Raw genomic sequence first — 20,838 nt, 5'->3', positions numbered from 1 at the left:
TTTTATTCCAAAGGAAAAAAATGCGTTTAAAGCTTTCATGGACAAAATTTACCTTACTTAATACGATTTTTATCATGGCGTTTAATTTCCCATTGTTTGAATTTGTATATGAAAAGATAGATCAAAACACTATGCTTTTTGGTGTGTTTTTTGGAATTTATTTTTTCTTGGTTTTGAGTATTTTGTCTTTGGTGTATTTTCCCTACATTAGCAAAATTTTAAGTGTATTTTTACTTAGTACTTGTGCTATTTGTAGTTATTTTGTTAGTAATTATGGGGTTTTAATCGATGATCATATGATACAAAATGTCATTGAAACAGATAATAGAGAATTTTTTTCTTATTTTAATTTTTCCTTTGCTTTATATATTTTAGCCTTTGTGATTTTTCCTAGTTTGCTTGTGATTTTTATTAAGATTGATTATCAAGGATATTTTTTCAAAAAAAGTGTATTGTTTTTAACTTCTTTAGTATTTTGCTTTGCTTTGGTAGCTCTTAGCTCAAAGACACTTCTACCTTTTTTAAGATCACATAATATCGTTAGAATGTATAATCTACCTTTTTACCCAATATACTCAAGCATAGAATTTACAAAGAAAAAACTAGCAGGTAAAAAAGAACTAACTATCATTTCAGATGATGCAAGTTTAAAAGATACCAATACAACTAAGCTTATGATTTTAGTCATAGGTGAAACCGCTAGGGCGAGTAATTATTCTTTAGGTACTTATAAGACTAATGATACGAATTTTTATACTAAAAACGAGCCAAATTTAGTGTATTTTAGCGATGTAAGCTCATGTGGGACTGCTACTGCAAGAAGTTTACCTTGTATGTTTTCAAGACATAAAAGAACTACTTTTGATAATAGCCTTTATGAAGAAAATGCTCTAGATGTTTTACAAAAAGTTGGAGTAAAAAGTGTATGGTTTGGCAACAACTCAGGAGGTTGTAAAGGAAATTGTGATCGTATAAAACACAAACTCATTGCAAAAGACTATGATGAGAGTTTATTAGAATTTGTCGAGCAAGAGTTAAAAGATACAGGCTCAAACAAAATCATCGTTGTACATTTACAAGGCTCACATGGGCCAACTTACTATAAACGCTATCCAAATGCATTTAAAAAATTTATGCCAACATGTGATACAAACGAGCTAAATACCTGCTCCCACGAACAAATCATAAACACATATGATAATACTTTACTTTATACAGACTTTATTATAAAAAGCCTTATAGATATGCTTAAGCAAAATCCTAACAAAGAAGCTTCTTTGCTTTATTTATCAGATCATGGGGAGAGTTTAGGTGAAAATGGGATTTATCTTCATGGTATGCCTTATTTAATAGCACCAAAAGATCAAAAGCATATACCGATGATATTTTGGAGTAAAGATAATAAATTAAGCCAAGATTTACAAAGTAAAAAAGACTATAAACTTTCTCAAGATAATCTTTTTTCAAGCTTGCTGGGGTATTTTGGTGTAAATAGCAAAGAATATGAGGCAAATTATGATATATTTAGCAAAAATTTAAAGGAAAATCCTTAATGAAACCAAAATACTCTTTACTTAAAAACGCTTCTTACGCACTTAGCGGGGTTAAATTTTTGCTAAAAGATGAAATGGCTTTTAGGATAGAATTTGCCATTATTTTACCTTTGATTTTTACAAGCTTATTTCTACCTGTGAGTTTTTTAGAGCATTTTGTACTTGTATTTGTTTTGGTATTAATTTTAATCGTAGAAGCGCTAAATTCAGCCATAGAAGCTTGCGTAGATCTTTGCACAAATGAATTTCACATCTTAGCTAAAAAGGCAAAAGATTGTGCGAGTGCTGGAGTATTTTTTAGTGTGGTTTTGGCTATAATTACTTGGAGTTTTATTCTTTTTGATTTGGTTAGAGAATGGATGATAAAGTAAAAACATTATGCATAAAAATCTTTGGTAAAAAACGCTTTGAAATTTTAGAATTTTTAGCCCTTCATGCTAATGAAGATGGCTTTGTCTTTGCAAACATAGAAGAACTTTCTAAAAAGTTAAATATCAGCAAACCTACCATCATTTCTACTTTTAAATTTTTAGAAGAAAAAGCCTTGCTTGAAAAGCTCAAAAACGGCTTATATAAACTCAAATAGGAGATAAAATGACACTTAAAAACCCTTTGGACATGCATTTACATTTACGCGATGAAAGTATGCTTGAACTTGTAGCCCCATATAGTGCAAAAGACTTTAAAGCGGGGGTTATCATGCCAAATTTAATCACCCCACTTACTGAAACAACTGCACTTAAAGCTTATAAAGAACGCATTTTAAAAGCTTGTAAAAATGAAGATTTTACACCTTTAATGACTTTGTTTTTTCAAAACTATGATGAGAAATTTTTAGAACAAGCAAAAGATGAAATTTTTGCTATAAAGCTTTATCCAGCTGGAATCACTACAAATTCAGATAATGGAATTTCAAGCTTTGATATAGAAAAACTAAAACCTACACTAAATGCTATGAGTGAGCTTAATTTGCCTTTGCTTGTGCATGGAGAAACCAATGATTTTGTCATGGATAGAGAAGCAAATTTTGCTAAAATCTATGAAAAATTAGCTCAAAATTTTCCAAAATTAAAAATTGTAATGGAGCATATTACCACTAAAGTTTTATGTGATTTATTGAAAAATTATGAAAATTTATATGCAACTATAACTTTACATCATTTAATGATAACACTTGATGATGTAATAGGTGGCAAGATGGATCCTCATTTATTTTGCAAGCCTATAGCAAAACGCTATGAAGACAAAGATGCTTTATGTGAGCTTGCTTTTAGCGGTTATGAAAAGGCTATGTTTGGAAGCGATAGCGCACCACATCCTTTACATACTAAAGAATGCTGTGGTTGTGCAGCTGGAGTATTTAGTGCTCCTGTTATACTACCTGTTTTGGCTGAGCTTTTTGAAAAAAATTCAAATGAAGAAAATTTACAAAAATTCATAAGTGACAATGCTTGCAAAATTCATAATCTCAAATTTGAAAAAGAAAAAATCATCACCTTAGAAAAAAACACATGGCAAGTTCCACAAAAATACGGCGATGTAGTGCCTTTTATGGCCGGAAAAACTCTAAATTTCAAGGTTATTTAACCTTGAAATTTAATCGATAATCAAAAGTTTTATCTTAGCTTCTATAATCTCTTCTATCTCATCTTTTACAAAAGACTCTAGATCTTGCTTAGTTGCATTAATGCCATTCATACTCAAATGCCACAAGGCATTTTCTATCGCACTTTCTTTATCTCTTTTTACTACCCTAGTTTCGCTAAAAATTTCACTCTCATAAGGGATATTTTGTGCATCTAAAAAGCTTTGTAAGTCATTTTCATAAAAACCTTTAAAATGTGTATTAAAATGCTCAAATATGGGATCTAAAAAGCTACTTTTTCTTCTACTAGCCCAACCAAGATAAATTCTTTTGGGTGCCAAATTTAAAAAAGCTAAAAAATCTTGTTCATTTTGCAAAGCAGGAGACATACTTAAAAAGGCTAGATCAAATTTTTCTTTATTATTTTTATAAAAATTTTCAAAATCCAAATTTATGGTTTTTATATTTGATATAGCATGAGTTTTGGCATCATCTTGTAAAATTTCAAGCATAGCACTAGAGCTATCTACACCCAAAACATCTTTTGCTTTTTGTGCTAAATGCAAAGTCCAAACACCGCTCCCACAGCCTATATCTACTACGCTTTTACCTTGCAAAGACCCAAGTTTTGCAAAGGTAGCTTTTTGAATTTCATTTAAATTAGAACTATATCTTGCATAGCTTTTTGCTTTTTTATTCCATAAATTCATCTTCACTCCTTATTTTTTCTAATATAGTATAATATTTTTTTGTTTTTGGAAAGGAAAATTATGCGTGTATTGTTTTTGTGTTTGATTTCATTTTTAAGTATATACGCCAAAGATTTAGTAAGTGTTAGTATAGCCCCACAAGCTTATTTTGTACAGCAAATTGCCAAAGATACTTTGGATATAAATATAGTCATACCACCTAATGCAAATGAGCATACTTTCGAATTTAAACCAAGTGGTATTTTAAAACTTGAAAAAAGCGATATTTACTTCACAGCCAATTTAGAATTTGAAAAAATTTGGATTTTAAAACTTAAAGATAATCTCAAAAACACCAAAATCATCTCTACTCAAAATGGTATTAATTTTTTACCTTTGCAAGATCATGCTCACGAAGGACACCATCACCATGGAGATGACCCTCACACATGGCTTGATCCGCTTTTAGCAAAAACTCATGCTAAAAATATCACCCTAGCACTTATAGAACAATACCCACAAAATAAAGCATTTTATGAACAAAATTTAGAAAATTTCTTAAAAGAAATGGATGCATTAAATTTACAAATACAAGCTTTATTTAAAAATGCAAAAAACAAACATTTTCTAGTCTATCATCCATCTTGGGGGTATTTTGCAAAAAGATATCATCTAAGCCAAATTCCTGTAGAAATAGAAGGCAAAGAACCTAAGCCAAAAGACCTAGCCAAGCTTGCAAAACTCATACAAAAAGAGCAAATAAAAGCTATTTTTGTACCTAAAGGAGCTAATAACAATACTATTAAAGCTATGGCGAGTAGTTATAATCTTAAAATCATAGAACTTGATCATTTGCCAAATGATTATAAAAATGAGCTTTTAAAAGATGCAAAAAATATAGCAAGCGTTTTACAATGATAAAAATCAATATTAAAAATTTAAACTTTTCATATAATCAAGATGAGGTTTTAAAAAATATCAACCTAAACTATGAAAGCAAAGATTTTTTAGCCATAGTAGGGCCAAATGGCGGGGGCAAATCTACGCTTTTAAAACTCATACTAGGCTTGCTAAATAGCCAAAAAAACATAAACTTTGAAAACTTGAGCTTAAAAGATATAGGCTATGTCCCACAAAATACTTTAGCCAATCCAAACTTTCCAGTGCGCGTGCTAGAAGTGGTAATGATGGGAAGGGTGGATAAAAAATTCTTTGGTTTTTATACCAAAAAAGATCAAGAGCAAGCCTTAATAGCTCTAGAAAAAGTAGGTATGAGAAATTTTTGGGATAAAAAAATCAACGAATTAAGCGGAGGCCAAAGACAAAGAGTTTATATAGCAAGAGCCCTAGCAAGTGAATGCAAGCTTTTGATCCTTGATGAGCCTACCGCAAGTATAGATACTAAAGGCTCGGTGCAGATTTTTGAGCTTTTGAAAAAATTACACGAAAGCGGGGTTGGTGTGATAGTAATATGCCATGATTTAAATGTAAGCTTAGCTTATGCAAACAAAATCGCATATTTAAATAAAGAATTATTCTTGCATGAAAACACCCCTGAAAAAAAGGCACATTTACTAGCACATTTAAGCCAAAATCACACGCATTTTTGTGATGTGGAGCTTAGCTTGGAGCAGTGTTGCTGTGAAGGAAAAAACCATGCTTGAACTTTTATCTAACTCTTTTATACAAAATGCTTTTTTGGCTGCATTTTTAACTAGCATCGCTTGTGGGATTATAGGGACTTTGATCATGATCAACCGCTTAAGCTCTATGGCAGGAGGCATTACGCATGGGGCTTTTGGAGGTATAGGTATAGCATTTTATTTTGGTTTGCCAGTACTTGTTAGCACGAGTTTGTTTACTCTTTTTTTAGCTTTGCTTGTAGCGTTTTTAGTGCAAAAATACCCTTTTAGAAGTGACAATATAGTCGGTGTTATATGGGCTTTTGGAATGGCTGTTGGGATCATACTTATAGACTTAACCCCTGGTTATAATGGTGATTTAATGGGGTATTTATTTGGTAGTATTTTGTCTGTACCTACGCAAGATATAGTTTTATTTGCAGTGATTGATGTGATTTTTATCATTTTAGCATTGCTTTTTTACCGCCAATTTGAAATTCTAAGCTTTGATAAAGAATTTGCAAGCTTAAGAGGGGTTAAAATTAATCTTTTTCATTATCTTTTAATCGCAATGATGGCTTTTTGTATCGTTATAAGTATCAAAGTAGTAGGACTTATACTTGTGATAGCTTTGCTTAGCATACCTGCATTTATCGCTGAGAGCTTTTCTAAAAAGCTTGGTCAAATGATGATCATCTCTACGCTTTTGAGCATAAGTTTTTGTGTGATAGGGCTTTTTGTGAGTTTTTATTATAATCTTGCAAGTGGAGCTTGTATCATAGCAAGTGCTTGTATAGCTTTTGTGTTTTATCTTTGCTTTAGTGCTTTTTTAAAGAAAAGTTAAAATTTACTTTTACTTTAAAGCGCTATTTTCATGTACTCTTAAAAAGCTAGCAAATTTTGGCTTGCCATTTTTGCTTAAGCCATTGTACTTAAAAGTGATGATAGAACCAATTGGTGGAGGATTTAAACGATCACTTTCTTTAAAACCTGAACCTATTTTAAAATTTACTTTTTTATCATTGATATTAGCTTCGCAAAGCAATGAGCCCATTTTACCTTCAAATTTACCCTTACCTTCAAAATGCTTTAGCACTACACATTCTGCATCATCAAAAGGTTTTAATTTAAAAGCATTGTTTGATCTTTTCTTTTCATAAGGTGCGTTGTTTGATCTTATGATCACACCCTCACCTTTTTTAGAAATGATATCTTGGTAAAATTGCTCTAAATGTTTTTTATCATTTATGCGAATTTGTGGGATGATTTTTATAAAATCATTAGGATTTTTAGCCAAATATTTTTTTAAAACTTCTAATCTTGCCTCTAAAGTGCAAGGCTCAAGCTTAAATTCTTCACAAGCATTTGGTACATCAAAGACATTATAACTTACTTTTTCCCAAAGTTTATCATCAGCATTTTCTTGGCGCACCAAAGATGAAATTTCTTCAAAAGAGGCTCTTTTTATCCAAAGCTCTCCATCTAATTCAAATTTAGGAAAGTTTTTTGTGAAAAATAAAGGAAGTTTTATAAGATTTTGCGCTCTTGTTTGCATAGTTTTGCCATCCCAAAGTCCTCTAACACCATCGAGTTTTTCACTCATTAAATAATGGCTTAAATTTACATCTTTAAATGCTTTTTCATCATAAACTTTAAAAAGTAAAATATCTTTTGCAAAAAGGAAATTTAAAGGAAGAAAACAAAAAAGAACAAGGCTTGCAAAAAGCCTTGTGGTAAGATTAAAGTGCTTTTTTAGCAGCATCTGCGATTTTAGCAAAAGCAGCTGCGTCATTCATCGCTAAATCAGCTAAGATTTTTCTATCAAGCTCAACGCCTGCTTTTTTAAGACCATTTATAAATTTTGAATAACTAATATCATTTAGTCTGCAAGCTGCATTGATACGTACTATCCAAAGACGACGGAAATCACGTTTTTTGCGGCGTCTATCACGATACGCATAAACCAAACTTCTTTCTAATTGTTCTTTAGCTTTTCTAAAGTGTTTGCGGCGACCACTATAAAAACCACGCGCAAGTTTTAAAACTTTTTTATGTCTGCGGCGTCTTACAACACCTGTTTTTACTCTTGCCATATTTATCCTTTCACAAATTGGCGTTCGTTAAACGAATCTTGCCCTCTAATAAGGGGAGTTTGAATGACTTTTTGTCAAAAACTAAATTTAAGCGAGCTTAAATTCCTAACATTTTTTCAACCGCTTTAACATTGGTTGAATGAACATACTTAGAAGTGCGAAGATCACGCATTCTTTTAGCAGGTTTTTTAGTCAAAATGTGGCTTCTAAAAGCTGAGCCTCTTTTAATTTTATTTTTACCTACTTTGAAGCGTTTAACAGCACTTTTAACGCTTTTCATTTTTGGCATGTGTATCCTTTGGATAAATTTTTTCATAAAAGAAAGCTAAGATTTTACTATAGTTATGCTTTAGAAAAATTAAATTTTATATGACACAGCTTGTCGCAAGAGTTAAATATAATTTTCACAAAAAATATAAACATCATTTATAAATTTATCTAAACAACGAAAGGATAAACAAATGTCTTATGCAAATAAAATACAAAATATCATACAAGAATTAAACAAAGGATTATTAGAAAGAGATGAAGTAATAAAACTTGTTTTATTAGCATTTTTTTCAGGTAAATCTATATTTTTATATGGACCTCCTGGAACAGCTAAAAGTATGATAACAAGAAGAAGTGCTTTAGCCTTTGGAGAAGATAATCATTTTTTTACTTATTTGATGAATAGGTTTTCTACACCAGAAGAAGTATTTGGACCTATAGACATTAAAGCCTTAAAAGAGAATAAATTAAAAAGAGTAACTAAAGGATATTTACCTTGTGCAAATTTTGCTTTCTTAGATGAAATTTGGAAAAGTTCTCCTGCTATATTAAATACTTTATTAACTATTATCAATGAGAAAATTTATAAAGATGGAGAAGATAATATAGAAGTTCCTTTATATGGACTTATATGTGCTTCTAATGAATTTCCTGCAGCTAATCAAGGCTTAGAAACTTTGTATGATAGAATGCTTATAAGATATGAGGTATTGCCTTTAGAGCAAAGAGAGAGTTTTGAGAATTTGGTGCAAAAACGCAAGCAAGAGCCTATAAACTTGCAAGAATTTATAAGCTTAGATGATTTACACATTATACAAACCAAAAGCCAAGAAATTTGTTTTAGCAAAGAAGCTTTAGAGATACTTTTAAATATAAAATCAGACATAGAACTACATAATCAAAACTTAGAAGATATAGATGAGTTAATTTATATATCAGATAGAAGATATAAAAGCGTGGCTGAATTACTAGCTGTATGTGCCTATCTAAACGATAGAAATGAAATATTGCCTATAGACTTAGCTTTATTAGAACATTGTTTATGGAGCAATGAAAAAGATAAAATCATAATCAAAGAAATACTGCAAAAAAATCTTTCATTTAGCAATGATTTTATTAAGATAAAAAACGCTATCTTGGATTTAGAAAACAAATTTGATACAGTGATACAAAACAAAAAGAAATCTCTTCAAGAAAAACAAAAATCTAGCGATAATTTTTTGCCAAAACTTCAAAGTATTCAAAAAAATATCATTGATTTAGAGCAAAAAATACAAGAAAAACAAAAAGAATTGAATATATTTTTAAGTGATTATTCTTATAAAACATATTTAAGTTATTTCAATAAGTTATCAGAAAATATAAAATATGAATCAATGAAAATAGAACAAATACTATACAATATCAATATCATTAAAAATCAAAAACATAAAACTTATAAATATTTTCCGAAAAACAAAGAAGAATTAATAGATCTAATAAACAATCAACATGTAAATTTAGGTGATATTAATGTGTCAAATATCACGGACATGAGCAACTTATTTAATAATTCAAAAAGAAAAGATTTTTCTGGTATAGAAGAATGGGATGTGAGTAATGTAACCAATATGAGCGATATGTTTTATTGTTGCGCAAATTTTAATCAATCATTAGAAGGATGGAATGTAAGTAATGTGACTAATATGAGCAATATGTTTTGTGGTTGTGTGAATTTTAACCAACCATTAGAAGAATGGGATGTGAGTAATGTTGTTTATATGGATAATATGTTTTATGGTTGTACAAATTTTAACCAATCATTAGAAAAGTGGAATATGTCAAATGAGGCTTCCAAACACCATATGTCTAAACACAAAAATACAAACAAGATTTAAAATTTTATCTAAATAACTGAAAGTTTATATAATGATAACAATACTAGAAAAAATACAAAAAATAAAAAATCCCAATATAAGATCTAAAATTACTGATTTTTTAGATCAATTACATGTATATATTAAAAAGATGAAAGGATTTCGTCTTTTTATAGAAGAGAAAAAAATATTATCTTATAGAGAAATTATAGCAAGAACCCAAAAAAAAATCATATTAAAAGATCTTACAGAATTTAGAAAATACAATAGAAAAAATATAGATTTTATACTAGATAGTCTAGAAAATACAAATAAATCACAAAAAGAACTTAGAGATTTTCTACTAAAAATTTGGAACGAAGAATTAAACAAGAAAATCAAAAAATACGAAGAAAAATTTTTAAAGCACTATAATAAACAAGTTTGTATTTTAATGGAAAAAATAGAGAAAGAAAATATTTTAGGAAGTGAAAATTGTGAAGGTAATAAAGCAATAAGTGTTTCAAAAAATGATTTTTTTGAAACTAATGCTAATAACATAGAAAATATATTAGAAAATTTCAAACTTGAATTCATTAAGGATTTTCACGATAAAAATCCATATTATGGAAATAATACAGGATGCGAAAAAAAGCTAAGCATAAAATCTATAATAGATTATTTTGAAATTATCAAAAATAATCACGCCTTAAAAGAAATTTGTGATTTGTTAGGAAAGTCAAGAAATGATGATAATAAAGAAGGAAAAAACGATAGTAATCTTAACAATAATGCTCAAAAGACCAGTAAAGAATCTAAAGAAGAAATCAAAGGGGTTATTTTAGGAAGAAATTTGGAAGAATTACTAGCGCAAGAACTTGGACTTTTAAATGATGAAGATTTGGAAAATTTGTTTGTTTTAAAATACTTAGAAAATAGACTTTTTTGCTTTGAAAAACAAGGCTATATAAACAAAATGCAAAATCATAAAAATAAAGGAGCTATAATAATTTGTGTAGATAGTAGTGGATCCATGGATGGCCAGCCTGAAATCATCGCTAAAGGAATTACATATTATATGGTCAAGAAAGCACTAAAAGAAAAAAGCGCTTGTTATTTGATAAATTTTAGTACAAAAACAAAATGCGAAGAAATCGATCTTTCAAAAGGTATGAAAAAACTATTTGATTTTTTATGTTTTAGTTTTAATGGAGGAACTGATGTAAGCATAGCCTTAAAAGAAGGTGTAAAGAAAATGCAAGAAGATGGTTTTGAAAGGTCTGATTTACTTGTTATTTCCGATGGATTTTTTGGTGATATAGATAATAAAATTTTAAAACAAATGGAAAAACAAAGAGAGCAAGAAAATAAATTTTATCTTTTGGATATCAATGGATGTGATAAAGTAAAAACCATTTTTGATAAACACTGGAAATATGACACCTCAACCAAAATTATAACAACACTTTATGATATCAAAAACACAAACATAATTTGATAAGTAAGCCAATATAATTTATAGCAAACAAAACATCAAAGATTTGCTAAAATAAGCAAAAACAAAAAAGGTTTTTGCATGGATAAAGACAAGCTTTCTACACGCTTGGTAGCTATATTGCAGTATTTAAACAACGGCGAGCGTTTTAGCTTAGAAGAGCTTGCGCAAGAATTTAATGTCAGCATTCGCACTATACAAAGAGACTTGCATGATCGCCTTGCTTTTATCCCTATAAAAAAAGAGAATGGAAAGTATTTTTTAGAAAGTTATGTTTTAGGAAAATTAAGCTTTAAAGATATACAAAATTTTGCCATATTAAGTGGCATAGGCAAGCTTTATCCTAGTTTAGATAAAGAATTTTTAAACGATTTACTTAATGAAAAAATCAACAAAGCCTTTTTAGTCAAAACTCAAAATTACGAAACACTTGATAGAGAAATTTTTGAAAAATTAAGCGCAGCCATCATAGCAAATCATCCTATAAAATTTTGCTATAAAGACAAAAATCGCCATGTAAATCCTTACAAACTTATAAACATCGAAAACATATGGTATCTTTTAGCAGATGAAAGTGGCACTTTAAAAACCTTTACTTTTTCTAAAATCACAAGATTATATATAGAAAAAAAAGAAAATTTCGCTTTAAAAGAAGACTTTTTAAAGCAAATTCAAAAAAATCAAAGCAATTGGATAAGCAAAGAAAACAAAGAAGCTATTTTAAAACTTGATAAAAAAGCCAAAGAATACTTCTTAAGAAAAAATGCCCTTGCTAAATACGAATGCGTAGATGAGGATGAAAATTTCATTTATATCAAGGCATTTTATACTTATGATGATGAGCTTTTAAATTTGATAAGATATTGGATACCATATATTAAGATACAAAAACCTCTTGCCTTAAAAGAAAAACTTTTTGAGCAATTAAACGCATATATGCATGATTAATATTTTTTTAAAACATAAAGTTGTTCTTGTATATGCATAGAGCGTTTAGAGAGATTTCTACTAGCCCTAAAGGCATTGTATTTTTGTTCTAAAATTTCACATTTTCCAAATTTTTGCAAGCGTTTTAAAAACTTTTCTTTTTTTACAAAACCTTCACAATTATAAGAAAGTAAAACAATTTTTGCTTTTATATCATTGATTAATTCATATAAAGCATCTTCAGCGTGTTTGTGTTTGTTAAAAACACTTCTATTCCAATCTTTTGGTATGCCAGAAATTTTAGAAATTTCATTAGGTTTTTTATAATTTGCTATTAAATTTAACATAAAATAATTTGATCCATAAGGATGTTGATTATAAGGTGGATCCAAATACACCACATCTATATCATTAAGTTCTTTTGCTAAAATATTTGCATCTTTTTGCAACACTTCATATTCACAAGTAAAATTTGAAAAAACAGGTATTTTAAGCTCTATATCACCTTTTATGCGACTTAGTGCATTTTCGCCAATTCCTCCAAATTTTCCAATTCCATTTTTATCTTTATAAAAACCCTTAAAAACTCCACTTGTATTTGCATGCACGCTTGCTTCATAAATGAGTGGAGCTAAAAAATATTTTTGCATATTATTTGGCAGGTTTGAAATTTTTTCCCTCATAGTATCTAAATACATCGCATTTTTAAGCGTGTAAAAAACTCTTTCGTTTTTTTGGATATTTTTATCATCATTTGGAGCATAAAGTTCGCTTATAAAGCCTTTTTTTAATTTTAAATCAGTAATTAAGAATTTATAATATTTTTGCAGTTCTTGCAAAAGATGTTCGTTTTGATTACTCAAATAGCATTCATTTATAATCTTAGAATAATCTTCTAAATCATTTGCTATTATAAAACTTGCATAAGGCTTCACAAAACGCGAAACTACACCTGATCCACTAAATACATCACAAAAACTAAATTTTTCTTTTTTAAGCTCATTTTGTGCGAATTTAAAACCCTTACTTAAAAAATCAAGCAAGGATCTTTTGTTTCCAAGATAAGTTATGATTTGTTCTTTTAAAAATTGCGGATTTTCTTCTAGCATAAGTTTAAAATACAAGCCTTAAAAGGCTTGTGATTATTTTTTCTTTTTAGGAGTTACTAGCATATTTACATAGCGCCCTTCAAGTAAAGGTTCTTTGTCTCTATCTGCTATATCTTCAACCATTTGCCAAATTTTTTCAAGCAAAGCTACTCCTGCCTCAGGAGAACCCATTTCACGGCCTTTTAAAAATACTCTAAATTTTACATGCTTTCCTTGTTCTAAAAACTCGCTTGCATGTTTAACTTTATAGTTTATATCATTTTGAGCAATTTTCACAGAAAGTTTGATCTCTTTTATATCAATAACTTTTTGTTTTTTCTTTGCTTCTTTTTGCTTTTTTTCTTGCTGATAACGGAATTTTCCATAATCCATTATCTTACATACAGGTGGTTTGGCTTCAGGAGCTATCATCACCAAATCAAGCCCTAGTCTATTTGCTATATCTAGCGCTTCATCACTACTTATAATGCCATATACCTTGCCATCATCACCTATACATCTAATCTCATCTGCCTGAATTTCATCATTTAGCAAAACTTCTTTTTCTTTACTCAAAAGCGCACCTCACTTAATTTCTCCTTTGTTAGGGTTATAAATTCATCTAAAGTTAATGTTTTTTGTTCTTTTGCTCTTCTATCTCTTAAAGCCACACTTTTATTTGCCACTTCTTCATCACCTAATACAAGTATCATAGGCACATGTGCTTTTTCTGCGGTGCGAATTTTTTTATTTAAGCTTTCATTTTTGCTATATACTTCACTATCTATACCAAGCTCTAAAAGCTTTTTAGCTATTTCTTTTGCGTACTCATGATGATTTTGTGAAATAGGCACTATAGCTACTTGAGTTGGAGCTATGAAAAATGGTAACTCACCCGCACAATGCTCTATTAAAATTCCTATAAATCTTTCAAAAGATCCCAAAATCGCGCGGTGAAGCATTACAGGTTGTTTTTTTTCATTATCTGCGTCTGTGTATTCAAGTTTAAAACGACTTGGCAAGTTAAAATCAACTTGTATAGTTCCACACTGCCATTTTCTCTTTAGCGCATCAGTAATTTTGATATCAATTTTTGGCCCATAGAAAGCTCCACCACCCTCATCAATGCCATATTTTAAACCTTGCTCATCTAAAGCTTGCTTTAAAGCGTTTGTGGCTATATCCCAAATTTCATCATCGCCTATTGCTTTTGCTGGGCGTGTTGAAATTTCCATTTCATAATCAAACCCAAAAGCTTTCATTAAAGTATCAACAAAGCTTAAAATTTCTAAAACTTGTTCTTTTATTTGACTTGGCATACAAAAAATATGTGCATCATCTTGAGTAAATTCTCTAACTCTAAAAAGTCCGTGTAAAACACCACTTTTTTCATGGCGGTGCACCACGCCATATTCAAAAAATTTCAAAGGCAAATCGCGATAACTTCTAACATCGCTTTGATAAATTTTAATATGCCCTACACAATTCATCGGCTTTATGCCATATTCTTGCTCATCAATTTGCGTAAAATACATATTTTCTTTATAGTTTGCATAATGCCCGCTAATCTTCCATGCATCAGCTTTTAAAAGCTCAGGCCCACGCACAGGCTCATAGCCTCTTAATCTATGAGCTTTATATAATAAATGCTCTAATTTACTTCTTAATTTTGCCCCATTGCTAAGCCATATAGGAAGCCCGCCACCTATCTCATCATCAAAAGCAAAAAGTTTCATTTCATTGCCAAGTTTTCTATGATCTCTTTTTTTGGCCTCTTCTATGATTTTTAAGTATTCATTTAAACTTTCTTTATCCGCAAAGGCAGTACCATAAATTCTTGTGAGCATTTCTCTTTTTTCATCACCACCCAAATACGCTCCAGCTACACGGGTAAGCTTGAAAAATCTTAAATATTTAGTATTTGGCACATGGGGTCCACGGCATAAATCTTCAAATTCGCCTTGCTTATAAATACTTACTTTACCATCAGGAATTCTTAATAAAACTTCTTGTTTTAAATCATCATTAGCAAATTTTTCTTTAACCTCGGCCTTTGAGAGTTCATATTTTGTGATATCTAGCTTTGCCTCTGCTAGTTCTTTCATTTTCTTTTCGATTTTACTTAAGTCTTCTTCTGAAATTTTACTATCAACCCTAAAATCATAATAAAACCCATCTTCTATCACAGGTCCTACGAAGAATTTAGCCTCTGGATATAAACTTTTAATCGCTTGAGCCATTAAATGCGCACAAGAGTGGCGGATAACTTCTAAACTTTCTTTAGAATTATCAAAATAAATCGGAGTTAAATTTGTATCATTGTTAAAACTTTGAGTATCCACTAAAGTTTCATTATTTGCATATGCAATTATATCTTTTGTCATTTCTACCCTTAACACTCACTAACCTTGTGAGCTTAAATTAAAATATAAGACTAATTTTAGCTATGAAAAACTTAAACTTTTTTTAAATAAAGGATATTTTTATATTTCAAACACCCGTTCTTGATATATCTAAAGCACCACTCATAAAAAGGTATAAAAATACAAAACCTAAAATTATCCTATAAATTCCAAAAGGTATGAAATTTATCTTGCTGATTAATTTTAAAAATATTTTAATTACCACAAAAGCCACTATAAATGCTGTTATAAAACCTATGGCTAAAGGAATGAAATTATTCATATTACTTAAAACCTGTGGTTCTTTATAAATGCTATAAGCTGTTGCTACTATCATAGTAGGAATTGCGAGTAAAAATGAAAATTCAGAAGCAACCTTGCGGTCAAGCCCAAGCAATAATCCACCTATAATACTCGCCCCACTTCTTGAAGTACCTGGTATGATAGCAAGAGCTTGGGTTAAACCTATCAAAAAAGCTTGTTTATAACTTACCTCATCTAAAGAATGTATATCATAGTCTTTTTTTCTATGTTTAAGCTCTATGATGATAAAAATAATCCCACCAATGATTAACATAGTAGCCACGGTATAGCCATTAAAAATTTCTTTTAAAAATTTATACATTATAAAACCAAAACCACCTGCTGGCAAAAATCCCACAGCAAGTTTTAACCAAATATCAAGTTTTTGAGTTAGTTTATCTTTGAAAATAAAAATCACCGCTAGTATAGAACCAAGTTGGATAATAATAAAAAAACTTCTCCAAAATTCATTAATATCCAAACCCAAAATTTCAGCACCTAAAATCATATGCCCTGTAGATGAAACAGGTAAAAATTCTGTCAAACCTTCGATAATTCCTAAAATCAAAGCATAATAATAATCTAAATTCATTTTTTAAGTACTCTTCTTGCAAAAATTAGCATAATCGCTACAAAAACTACAAAACCTATAATCCCATCATCTTTAAATGAAGTTGCAATAGCAAGTGGATCTTCAGCCCCACCTCTACTAATAGAAAGCACAGTTAAACCAGCTATTAGCACTCCAAATAAACTCTCACCTACTATCAAACCAGAGGCAAATAAGGTTCCTTTTTGCTCATGCTCTTGAATGAGTTCTTTTTTATGTGCATTTTTAGCATATCTTTGCTCTAAACGCTTTTTAATTAAATACGCTAATAATCCACCTATAAACAAAGGCATATTAACAGCAGGTGGTAAATATATACCTATGCCCACAGCTAAAGGTGGTAAAGACATATTTTTCTTTCTCAATAAACGATCGATGATAATTATACCAACACCCACAAAGGCTCCCGCTATAATATAACTCCAATCAATATTAGCATTAAAAATACCTTGCGCTATGGTACTCATCAAATTTGCTTGCGGTGCAGCAAGCGCATTTGCCTCATCCATTCCCTCTCTTGGCATTGCACCCACAAAACCATAAGCTTGGTATAATAAATTTAAAACAGGAGCTATAGCTAAAGCTCCAAATACACAACCTATAATCAAAGAAACTTGTTGTTTCCAAGGAGTTGCACCCACTAAATATCCCGTTTTTAAATCTTGTAAATTATCATTAGAAATAGCAGCAGTTGCTAAAATAACACTAGTAGTAAATATAGCAAAAGCGATGGCAAATTTAGACATTAAAGGATCGCTAAATAAATCTACTTGATATCCCAAAAGTAAAATAATCAAAGAAGAAATCATAATCCCAATTAGTCCTATACCCGAAATAGGAGAAGATGATGAACCCACCAAACCTGCCATATACCCACAAGCAGAAGCTACAAAAAAGCCTATGAAAATAGCTACTAAAGTTCCTACCAAGGCAAAAAGAATTTGATAACCACTTGCTAAATTTGAATCAGCCACAAAAGCATAAAATGAAACAAACAAACCTATACACATAAGTACAAATAAACCTAGCATAGCTTTTAAAGATAAATCCATATCTTTAGGATCTTGTGAGAGATTTAATGAGGTTTTTTTAAGCATATTTTTCATGCCATCATATACAGGTTTTGCAAGTTCTATTAAAGTCCATAATGCTGCTATAGCTATAGCTCCTGTACCTATTAAACGCACCTTTTGAGCCCAAATTTGATTAGCTATATCAAGCGCACTTAAACTCGCATCAAAGCTTTCTTTAGCAGAAAAATATGGCACAAAAACCATCCAAGCAAGCACCATACCCGCAAGCAATGCAACACCTCCAGCTATACCCACTAAATATCCAGCGCCCAAAAGCGCCACTGAATAACCCATAGAAAAGCCAAAAGTCATTTTTTGCCAAATGAATGCAAAACTACTTCCACTTGAAAGTAGTTTAAAACCGCTTGAAAAAAGACTTATCATAGAAGCAAAAGCCACACCAAGTGTGATTTCTTTTAAGCCTACTTTTCCTTTTTTATCAGCTTGATCTTTATTGGCTACTTTTAAAATTTCAGCAGCAGCTCTTCCTTCAGGATAAGCTAATTTACTCTCTACCACCATGGCTCTACGCAAAGGTATGGTAAAAAGCACACCCAATCCACCCCCACAAAGACAGAGCATAAAAGTAAGCCATAAAGGAAATTCAAACCAATATCCACACATAAAAAGACCTGGTATAACAAAAATCACAGCCGAAAGCGTACCTGCGGCTGAAACTTGAGTTTGAACCATATTATTTTCTAAAATATTAGAGTCTTTAAAGATTTTTAAAACAGCCATTGCAATCACAACAGCAGGGATAGAAGTAGAAAAAGTAAGACCAACTTTAAGCCCCAAATATACATTTGAGGCGGTAAAAATAATCGTTAAAATACTTCCTAGTATTATACCCCTAAGCGTAAGCTCCGGTAGTGAGTTTTTTGTATGCATTTTGTTTCTCCATTTTTATTGACAACCTTCACATTCTATAGTTCTATCAACCACATCATCATTTACTTTTTGACTATCAGGACTTTCACTTCTTAGATAATAAGTTGATTTAACACCTAATTCCCAAGCAAGTTGATAAATTTCATTTAAATACCCACCACTTGCTTTATCTAAAGAAACAAAGATATTTAAAGATTGGCCTTGATCAATCCATTTACCACGAATCGCTGCTGCTTTTACTAGGATTTTTTGATCAAGCTCATAAGCAGGAGTATAATACTGCCAAGTGTTAGCACTCAAATTTGGCACTACAGTTGGTATCATACCGCTTAAGTTTTGCTCAAACCATTTTCTTTTATATACAGGTTCGATTGTTTGAGTAGTACCCACTAAAATAGAAATAGAAGAGGTTGGCGCTATAGCCATTAAATAACCATTTCTTATACCATCTCTTTTTAGTTTTTCTCTTAATTTTTCCCAATCACACTCACTTTGATCAAACAAACCTTCGCTTGCAGTAAGCTTTTTGGCATTTTCATTTGCTACATCAATTGGCACTATACCTTTACTCCAATTTGATCCTTCAAAGTCAGGATAACTTCCTTTTTCTAAAGCTAAATTGGAACTAGCTAAAATAGCCTCATAGCTAATCATCTCCATAATGCGATCAATTTTTTCAAAATGTTCATTAGAGCCCCAATAAATTTGAGCTTCAGCTAGCATTTGTGCTTCGCCCATTACACCAAGCCCTATAGCTCGTGATTTTAGGTTGGTATTTTTAACCTTTACATGAGGATAAAAATTTAAATCAATCACATTATCAAGCATTCTTATTGCTGTTGGTACTACTCTTTGGATGTCTTCTTTGGTGTTGATTTTACTTAAATTTATACTTGCAAGATTACAAACTGCGGTTTTTCCTTCGTTTTTATATTTTTCTACTATATAGACTTTTTTACCATTAATACTATCTAAAGTAGAAACTTTTTTAGCAAGCTTTTTATATCCTCCATCTATTGTAAGTTCTTCATCCTCGTCTAAATGAAGTTCTGTTTTATCATCAAATATGATTTTGATTTGATAATAATTTGGCTCGGTATTTTGAAAAATTTCTGTACATAAATTTGAACTTCTTATAATCCCTGCGTGGGAATTTGGATTTGTTTTGTTTGCGCTATCTTTAAAACACAAAAACGGCAAGCCACTTTCAAAGTAAGATAAAAGTATTTTTTTCCATAGCTCTTTTGCATCAACAATTTCTTTAACTATACTTTCATCTTTTTCAAATTCTTCATATCTTTTTTCAAATTCTTGCCCATATAAATCACATAAACTTGCTGTATCAGCAGGATCAAAAAGCGTCCATTTGTCATTTGCTCTTACTCTTTTCATGAATAAATCATTAATCCACAAAGCAGGGAAAAGCTCATGCGCTCTTCTTCTTTCTTCACCTGAATTTTTACGCAAATCTAAAAAGTCATTTATATCCATATGCCAAGGTTCAATATAAACAGCAATTGCACCTTTTCTAGTGCCAAGTTGATCAACAGCTACTGCTATATCATTAGTAATTTTTAAAAATGGTATAATCCCACCTGCTGCATTTTTATGTCCATCTATACTTCCACCCATAGCACGCACCTTAGACCAATCCCAGCCTATACCACCGCCAAATTTAGATAAAAGTGCCATTTCTTGATAAGAATCAAAAATCCCTTCTATATTATCAGAAGTGCTTCCTATATAACATGAACTTAATTGATGTCTTGTGGTTCTTGCATTTGAAAGGGTTGGGGTTGCAAGCATTACTTCAAAAGTTGAGATTAAATCATAAAATTTCTTAGCCCAAGTTTGAGAATCTAGCTCATTTTGTGCTAAAAACATAGCTATAGCCATAAACATTTGCTGTGGTAATTCTATAGGCATACCCTTAGAATCTTTAATCAAATATCTATCATATAAAGTTTTTATGCCAAGATAAGTAAATTGCAAATCTCGTTCTGGCTTGATATAAGCATTAAGATCATCTAAATCATATTTTTCTTTTAAACCAATTAAAATCCTACCTTCTTTTTCACCTTTTTCAAGGTATTCTCTTAAATGTTTATATCCAGTAAAACCGCTTACTTTTTTATACAAATCATATAAAAATAACCTTGCAGCAACAAAGGTCCAATTAGGTCTATCAATATCTATTTTATCTACTGCTGTTTTGATTAAAGTTTGCTGGATTTCTTCTGTGCTTATACCATCACGAAATTGAATTTTTGCATCAACTTCTAGCTCACTTTGACTAACATTATCCAAATTTGCAACTGCATCGGTAGTATATTTTTTAATCTTAGAAACATCTAACTCTTCAGTCCTACCATTTCTTTTTAGCACTTTCATTGCAACCCACC

Annotated in this window: 20 protein-coding genes; 10 read left to right on the top strand and 10 right to left on the bottom strand. The window is 30.6% G+C overall.

Annotation, left to right across the window (positions count from 1 at the left end):
- Positions 1–20: 20 nt before the first annotated feature.
- From CLLT_RS00225 to pyrC, 4 genes are read left to right on the top strand one after another with little or no spacing between them, the layout of a single operon-like run.
- On the top strand, positions 21–1,553 hold the full coding sequence (locus tag CLLT_RS00225; protein WP_012660798.1) for a phosphoethanolamine transferase: 1,533 nt from the start codon (positions 21–23) through the stop codon (positions 1,551–1,553).
- Positions 1,553–1,924: a diacylglycerol kinase gene (locus tag CLLT_RS00220; protein WP_012660797.1), complete on the top strand. Its 372-nt coding sequence runs from the start codon at positions 1,553–1,555 to the stop codon at positions 1,922–1,924. The genes CLLT_RS00225 and CLLT_RS00220 overlap by 1 nt, the downstream gene beginning before the upstream one ends.
- On the top strand, positions 1,909–2,139 hold the full coding sequence (locus tag CLLT_RS00215; RefSeq protein WP_012660796.1) for a helix-turn-helix domain-containing protein: 231 nt from the start codon (positions 1,909–1,911) through the stop codon (positions 2,137–2,139). Before CLLT_RS00220 ends, CLLT_RS00215 begins: the two co-directional genes overlap by 16 nt.
- Positions 2,140–2,147: 8 nt before the next feature.
- Positions 2,148–3,140, top strand: a complete 993-nt coding sequence (gene pyrC / locus CLLT_RS00210; RefSeq protein ID WP_074692249.1) for a dihydroorotase — start codon at positions 2,148–2,150, stop codon at positions 3,138–3,140.
- 9 nt (positions 3,141–3,149) lie between these two features.
- Here pyrC and CLLT_RS00205 read toward each other — a convergent pair whose 3' ends face one another.
- Positions 3,150–3,848 (bottom strand): class I SAM-dependent methyltransferase, encoded by a 699-nt coding sequence (locus tag CLLT_RS00205; RefSeq protein WP_012660794.1) that lies wholly within the window; start codon positions 3,846–3,848, stop codon positions 3,150–3,152.
- Positions 3,849–3,908: 60 nt separating this feature from the next.
- Between CLLT_RS00205 and CLLT_RS00200 the strand changes: the two genes are divergently transcribed.
- Genes CLLT_RS00200 through CLLT_RS00190 form a run of 3 tightly spaced genes read left to right on the top strand, consistent with a single transcriptional unit; the run spans position 3,909 to position 6,293 of the window.
- Complete coding sequence (locus CLLT_RS00200) at positions 3,909–4,745, top strand: metal ABC transporter solute-binding protein, Zn/Mn family (RefSeq protein ID WP_012660793.1); 837 nt, start codon at positions 3,909–3,911, stop codon at positions 4,743–4,745.
- Positions 4,742–5,491, top strand: a complete 750-nt coding sequence (locus tag CLLT_RS00195; RefSeq protein WP_012660792.1) for a metal ABC transporter ATP-binding protein — start codon at positions 4,742–4,744, stop codon at positions 5,489–5,491. The genes CLLT_RS00200 and CLLT_RS00195 overlap by 4 nt, the downstream gene beginning before the upstream one ends.
- Entirely contained in the window at positions 5,484–6,293 is an 810-nt protein-coding gene (locus CLLT_RS00190; protein ID WP_012660791.1) for a metal ABC transporter permease, read from the top strand. Before CLLT_RS00195 ends, CLLT_RS00190 begins: the two co-directional genes overlap by 8 nt.
- A gap of 9 nt (positions 6,294–6,302) precedes the next feature.
- On the opposite strand, the gene CLLT_RS00185 is transcribed toward CLLT_RS00190, so the two are convergent.
- From CLLT_RS00185 to rpmI, 3 genes are all read right to left on the bottom strand, one after another.
- A complete protein-coding gene (locus CLLT_RS00185; RefSeq protein WP_074692254.1) occupies positions 6,303–7,211 on the bottom strand; it encodes a DNA ligase in 909 nt (302 codons plus the stop codon).
- A complete protein-coding gene (gene rplT / locus CLLT_RS00180) occupies positions 7,189–7,542 on the bottom strand; it encodes a 50S ribosomal protein L20 (RefSeq protein ID WP_074692257.1) in 354 nt (117 codons plus the stop codon). The genes CLLT_RS00185 and rplT overlap by 23 nt, the downstream gene beginning before the upstream one ends.
- A 97-nt stretch (positions 7,543–7,639) precedes the next feature.
- Complete coding sequence (gene rpmI, locus CLLT_RS00175; protein ID WP_012660788.1) at positions 7,640–7,831, bottom strand: 50S ribosomal protein L35; 192 nt, start codon at positions 7,829–7,831, stop codon at positions 7,640–7,642.
- A gap of 172 nt (positions 7,832–8,003) precedes the next feature.
- Here rpmI and CLLT_RS00170 point away from each other — a divergent pair, with 172 nt between their 5' ends.
- From CLLT_RS00170 to CLLT_RS00160, 3 genes are all read left to right on the top strand, one after another.
- Positions 8,004–9,689, top strand: a complete 1,686-nt coding sequence (locus CLLT_RS00170; protein WP_074692260.1) for a BspA family leucine-rich repeat surface protein — start codon at positions 8,004–8,006, stop codon at positions 9,687–9,689.
- A gap of 31 nt (positions 9,690–9,720) precedes the next feature.
- Positions 9,721–11,145 carry a VWA domain-containing protein gene (locus CLLT_RS00165; RefSeq protein WP_012660786.1) on the top strand — a complete coding sequence of 475 codons (1,425 nt, stop codon included), beginning with the start codon at positions 9,721–9,723 and terminating at the stop codon, positions 11,143–11,145.
- Between the two features lie 78 nt (positions 11,146–11,223).
- Complete coding sequence (locus CLLT_RS00160) at positions 11,224–12,090, top strand: helix-turn-helix transcriptional regulator (protein WP_012660785.1); 867 nt, start codon at positions 11,224–11,226, stop codon at positions 12,088–12,090.
- Here CLLT_RS00160 and CLLT_RS00155 read toward each other — a convergent pair.
- The 6 genes from CLLT_RS00155 to CLLT_RS00130 all read right to left on the bottom strand — a co-directional run bounded on the left by CLLT_RS00155 (position 12,087) and on the right by CLLT_RS00130 (position 20,827).
- Positions 12,087–13,178 carry a DNA adenine methylase gene (locus CLLT_RS00155; protein WP_012660784.1) on the bottom strand — a complete coding sequence of 364 codons (1,092 nt, stop codon included), beginning with the start codon at positions 13,176–13,178 and terminating at the stop codon, positions 12,087–12,089. The two genes, CLLT_RS00160 and CLLT_RS00155, sit on opposite strands and share 4 nt — an antisense overlap.
- A gap of 33 nt (positions 13,179–13,211) precedes the next feature.
- Positions 13,212–13,733 (bottom strand): translation initiation factor IF-3, encoded by a 522-nt coding sequence (infC, locus tag CLLT_RS00150; protein ID WP_012660783.1) that lies wholly within the window; start codon positions 13,731–13,733, stop codon positions 13,212–13,214.
- Complete coding sequence (gene thrS, locus CLLT_RS00145) at positions 13,730–15,541, bottom strand: threonine--tRNA ligase (protein WP_012660782.1); 1,812 nt, start codon at positions 15,539–15,541, stop codon at positions 13,730–13,732. The genes infC and thrS overlap by 4 nt, the downstream gene beginning before the upstream one ends.
- A 106-nt stretch (positions 15,542–15,647) precedes the next feature.
- The gene (locus tag CLLT_RS00140; protein ID WP_012660781.1) at positions 15,648–16,454 is read right to left on the bottom strand and encodes an undecaprenyl-diphosphate phosphatase; all 807 of its coding nucleotides are present in this window, start codon (positions 16,452–16,454) and stop codon (positions 15,648–15,650) included.
- Positions 16,451–18,436 (bottom strand): OPT family oligopeptide transporter, encoded by a 1,986-nt coding sequence (locus CLLT_RS00135; protein ID WP_074692262.1) that lies wholly within the window; start codon positions 18,434–18,436, stop codon positions 16,451–16,453. Before CLLT_RS00135 ends, CLLT_RS00140 begins: the two co-directional genes overlap by 4 nt.
- Positions 18,437–18,451: 15 nt before the next feature.
- Positions 18,452–20,827, bottom strand: a complete 2,376-nt coding sequence (locus CLLT_RS00130; RefSeq protein WP_074692305.1) for a ribonucleoside-diphosphate reductase subunit alpha — start codon at positions 20,825–20,827, stop codon at positions 18,452–18,454.
- Positions 20,828–20,838 lie beyond the last annotated feature (11 nt).

The organism is Campylobacter lari subsp. lari, assembly GCF_013372185.1.
In the GTDB taxonomy this organism is placed as follows: domain Bacteria; phylum Campylobacterota; class Campylobacteria; order Campylobacterales; family Campylobacteraceae; genus Campylobacter_D; species Campylobacter_D lari.
The sequence above is the reverse complement of the archived record's forward strand: the minus strand, read 5'-3'. Positions and strand labels throughout refer to the sequence as shown.

Excerpts from the sequence above, each read along its gene's own strand:
- CLLT_RS00225 (WP_012660798.1), top strand. The coding sequence starts at position 21 with ATGCGTTTAAAGCTTTCATGGACAAAATTTACCTTACTTAATACGATT.
- CLLT_RS00170 (WP_074692260.1), top strand. The coding sequence starts at position 8,004 with ATGTCTTATGCAAATAAAATACAAAATATCATACAAGAATTAAACAAA.
- CLLT_RS00155 (WP_012660784.1), bottom strand. The coding sequence starts at position 13,178 with ATGCTAGAAGAAAATCCGCAATTTTTAAAAGAACAAATCATAACTTAT.
- CLLT_RS00205 (WP_012660794.1), bottom strand. The coding sequence starts at position 3,848 with ATGAATTTATGGAATAAAAAAGCAAAAAGCTATGCAAGATATAGTTCT.
- CLLT_RS00190 (WP_012660791.1), top strand. The coding sequence starts at position 5,484 with ATGCTTGAACTTTTATCTAACTCTTTTATACAAAATGCTTTTTTGGCT.
- thrS (WP_012660782.1), bottom strand. The coding sequence starts at position 15,541 with ATGACAAAAGATATAATTGCATATGCAAATAATGAAACTTTAGTGGAT.
- pyrC (WP_074692249.1), top strand. The coding sequence starts at position 2,148 with ATGACACTTAAAAACCCTTTGGACATGCATTTACATTTACGCGATGAA.
- CLLT_RS00160 (WP_012660785.1), top strand. The coding sequence starts at position 11,224 with ATGGATAAAGACAAGCTTTCTACACGCTTGGTAGCTATATTGCAGTAT.
- CLLT_RS00200 (WP_012660793.1), top strand. The coding sequence starts at position 3,909 with ATGCGTGTATTGTTTTTGTGTTTGATTTCATTTTTAAGTATATACGCC.
- CLLT_RS00140 (WP_012660781.1), bottom strand. The coding sequence starts at position 16,454 with ATGAATTTAGATTATTATTATGCTTTGATTTTAGGAATTATCGAAGGT.
- CLLT_RS00185 (WP_074692254.1), bottom strand. The coding sequence starts at position 7,211 with ATGCTGCTAAAAAAGCACTTTAATCTTACCACAAGGCTTTTTGCAAGC.
- CLLT_RS00130 (WP_074692305.1), bottom strand. The coding sequence starts at position 20,827 with ATGAAAGTGCTAAAAAGAAATGGTAGGACTGAAGAGTTAGATGTTTCT.
- CLLT_RS00215 (WP_012660796.1), top strand. The coding sequence starts at position 1,909 with ATGGATGATAAAGTAAAAACATTATGCATAAAAATCTTTGGTAAAAAA.
- CLLT_RS00165 (WP_012660786.1), top strand. The coding sequence starts at position 9,721 with ATGATAACAATACTAGAAAAAATACAAAAAATAAAAAATCCCAATATA.
- CLLT_RS00220 (WP_012660797.1), top strand. The coding sequence starts at position 1,553 with ATGAAACCAAAATACTCTTTACTTAAAAACGCTTCTTACGCACTTAGC.
- CLLT_RS00135 (WP_074692262.1), bottom strand. The coding sequence starts at position 18,436 with ATGCATACAAAAAACTCACTACCGGAGCTTACGCTTAGGGGTATAATA.
- rplT (WP_074692257.1), bottom strand. The coding sequence starts at position 7,542 with ATGGCAAGAGTAAAAACAGGTGTTGTAAGACGCCGCAGACATAAAAAA.
- rpmI (WP_012660788.1), bottom strand. The coding sequence starts at position 7,831 with ATGCCAAAAATGAAAAGCGTTAAAAGTGCTGTTAAACGCTTCAAAGTA.
- CLLT_RS00195 (WP_012660792.1), top strand. The coding sequence starts at position 4,742 with ATGATAAAAATCAATATTAAAAATTTAAACTTTTCATATAATCAAGAT.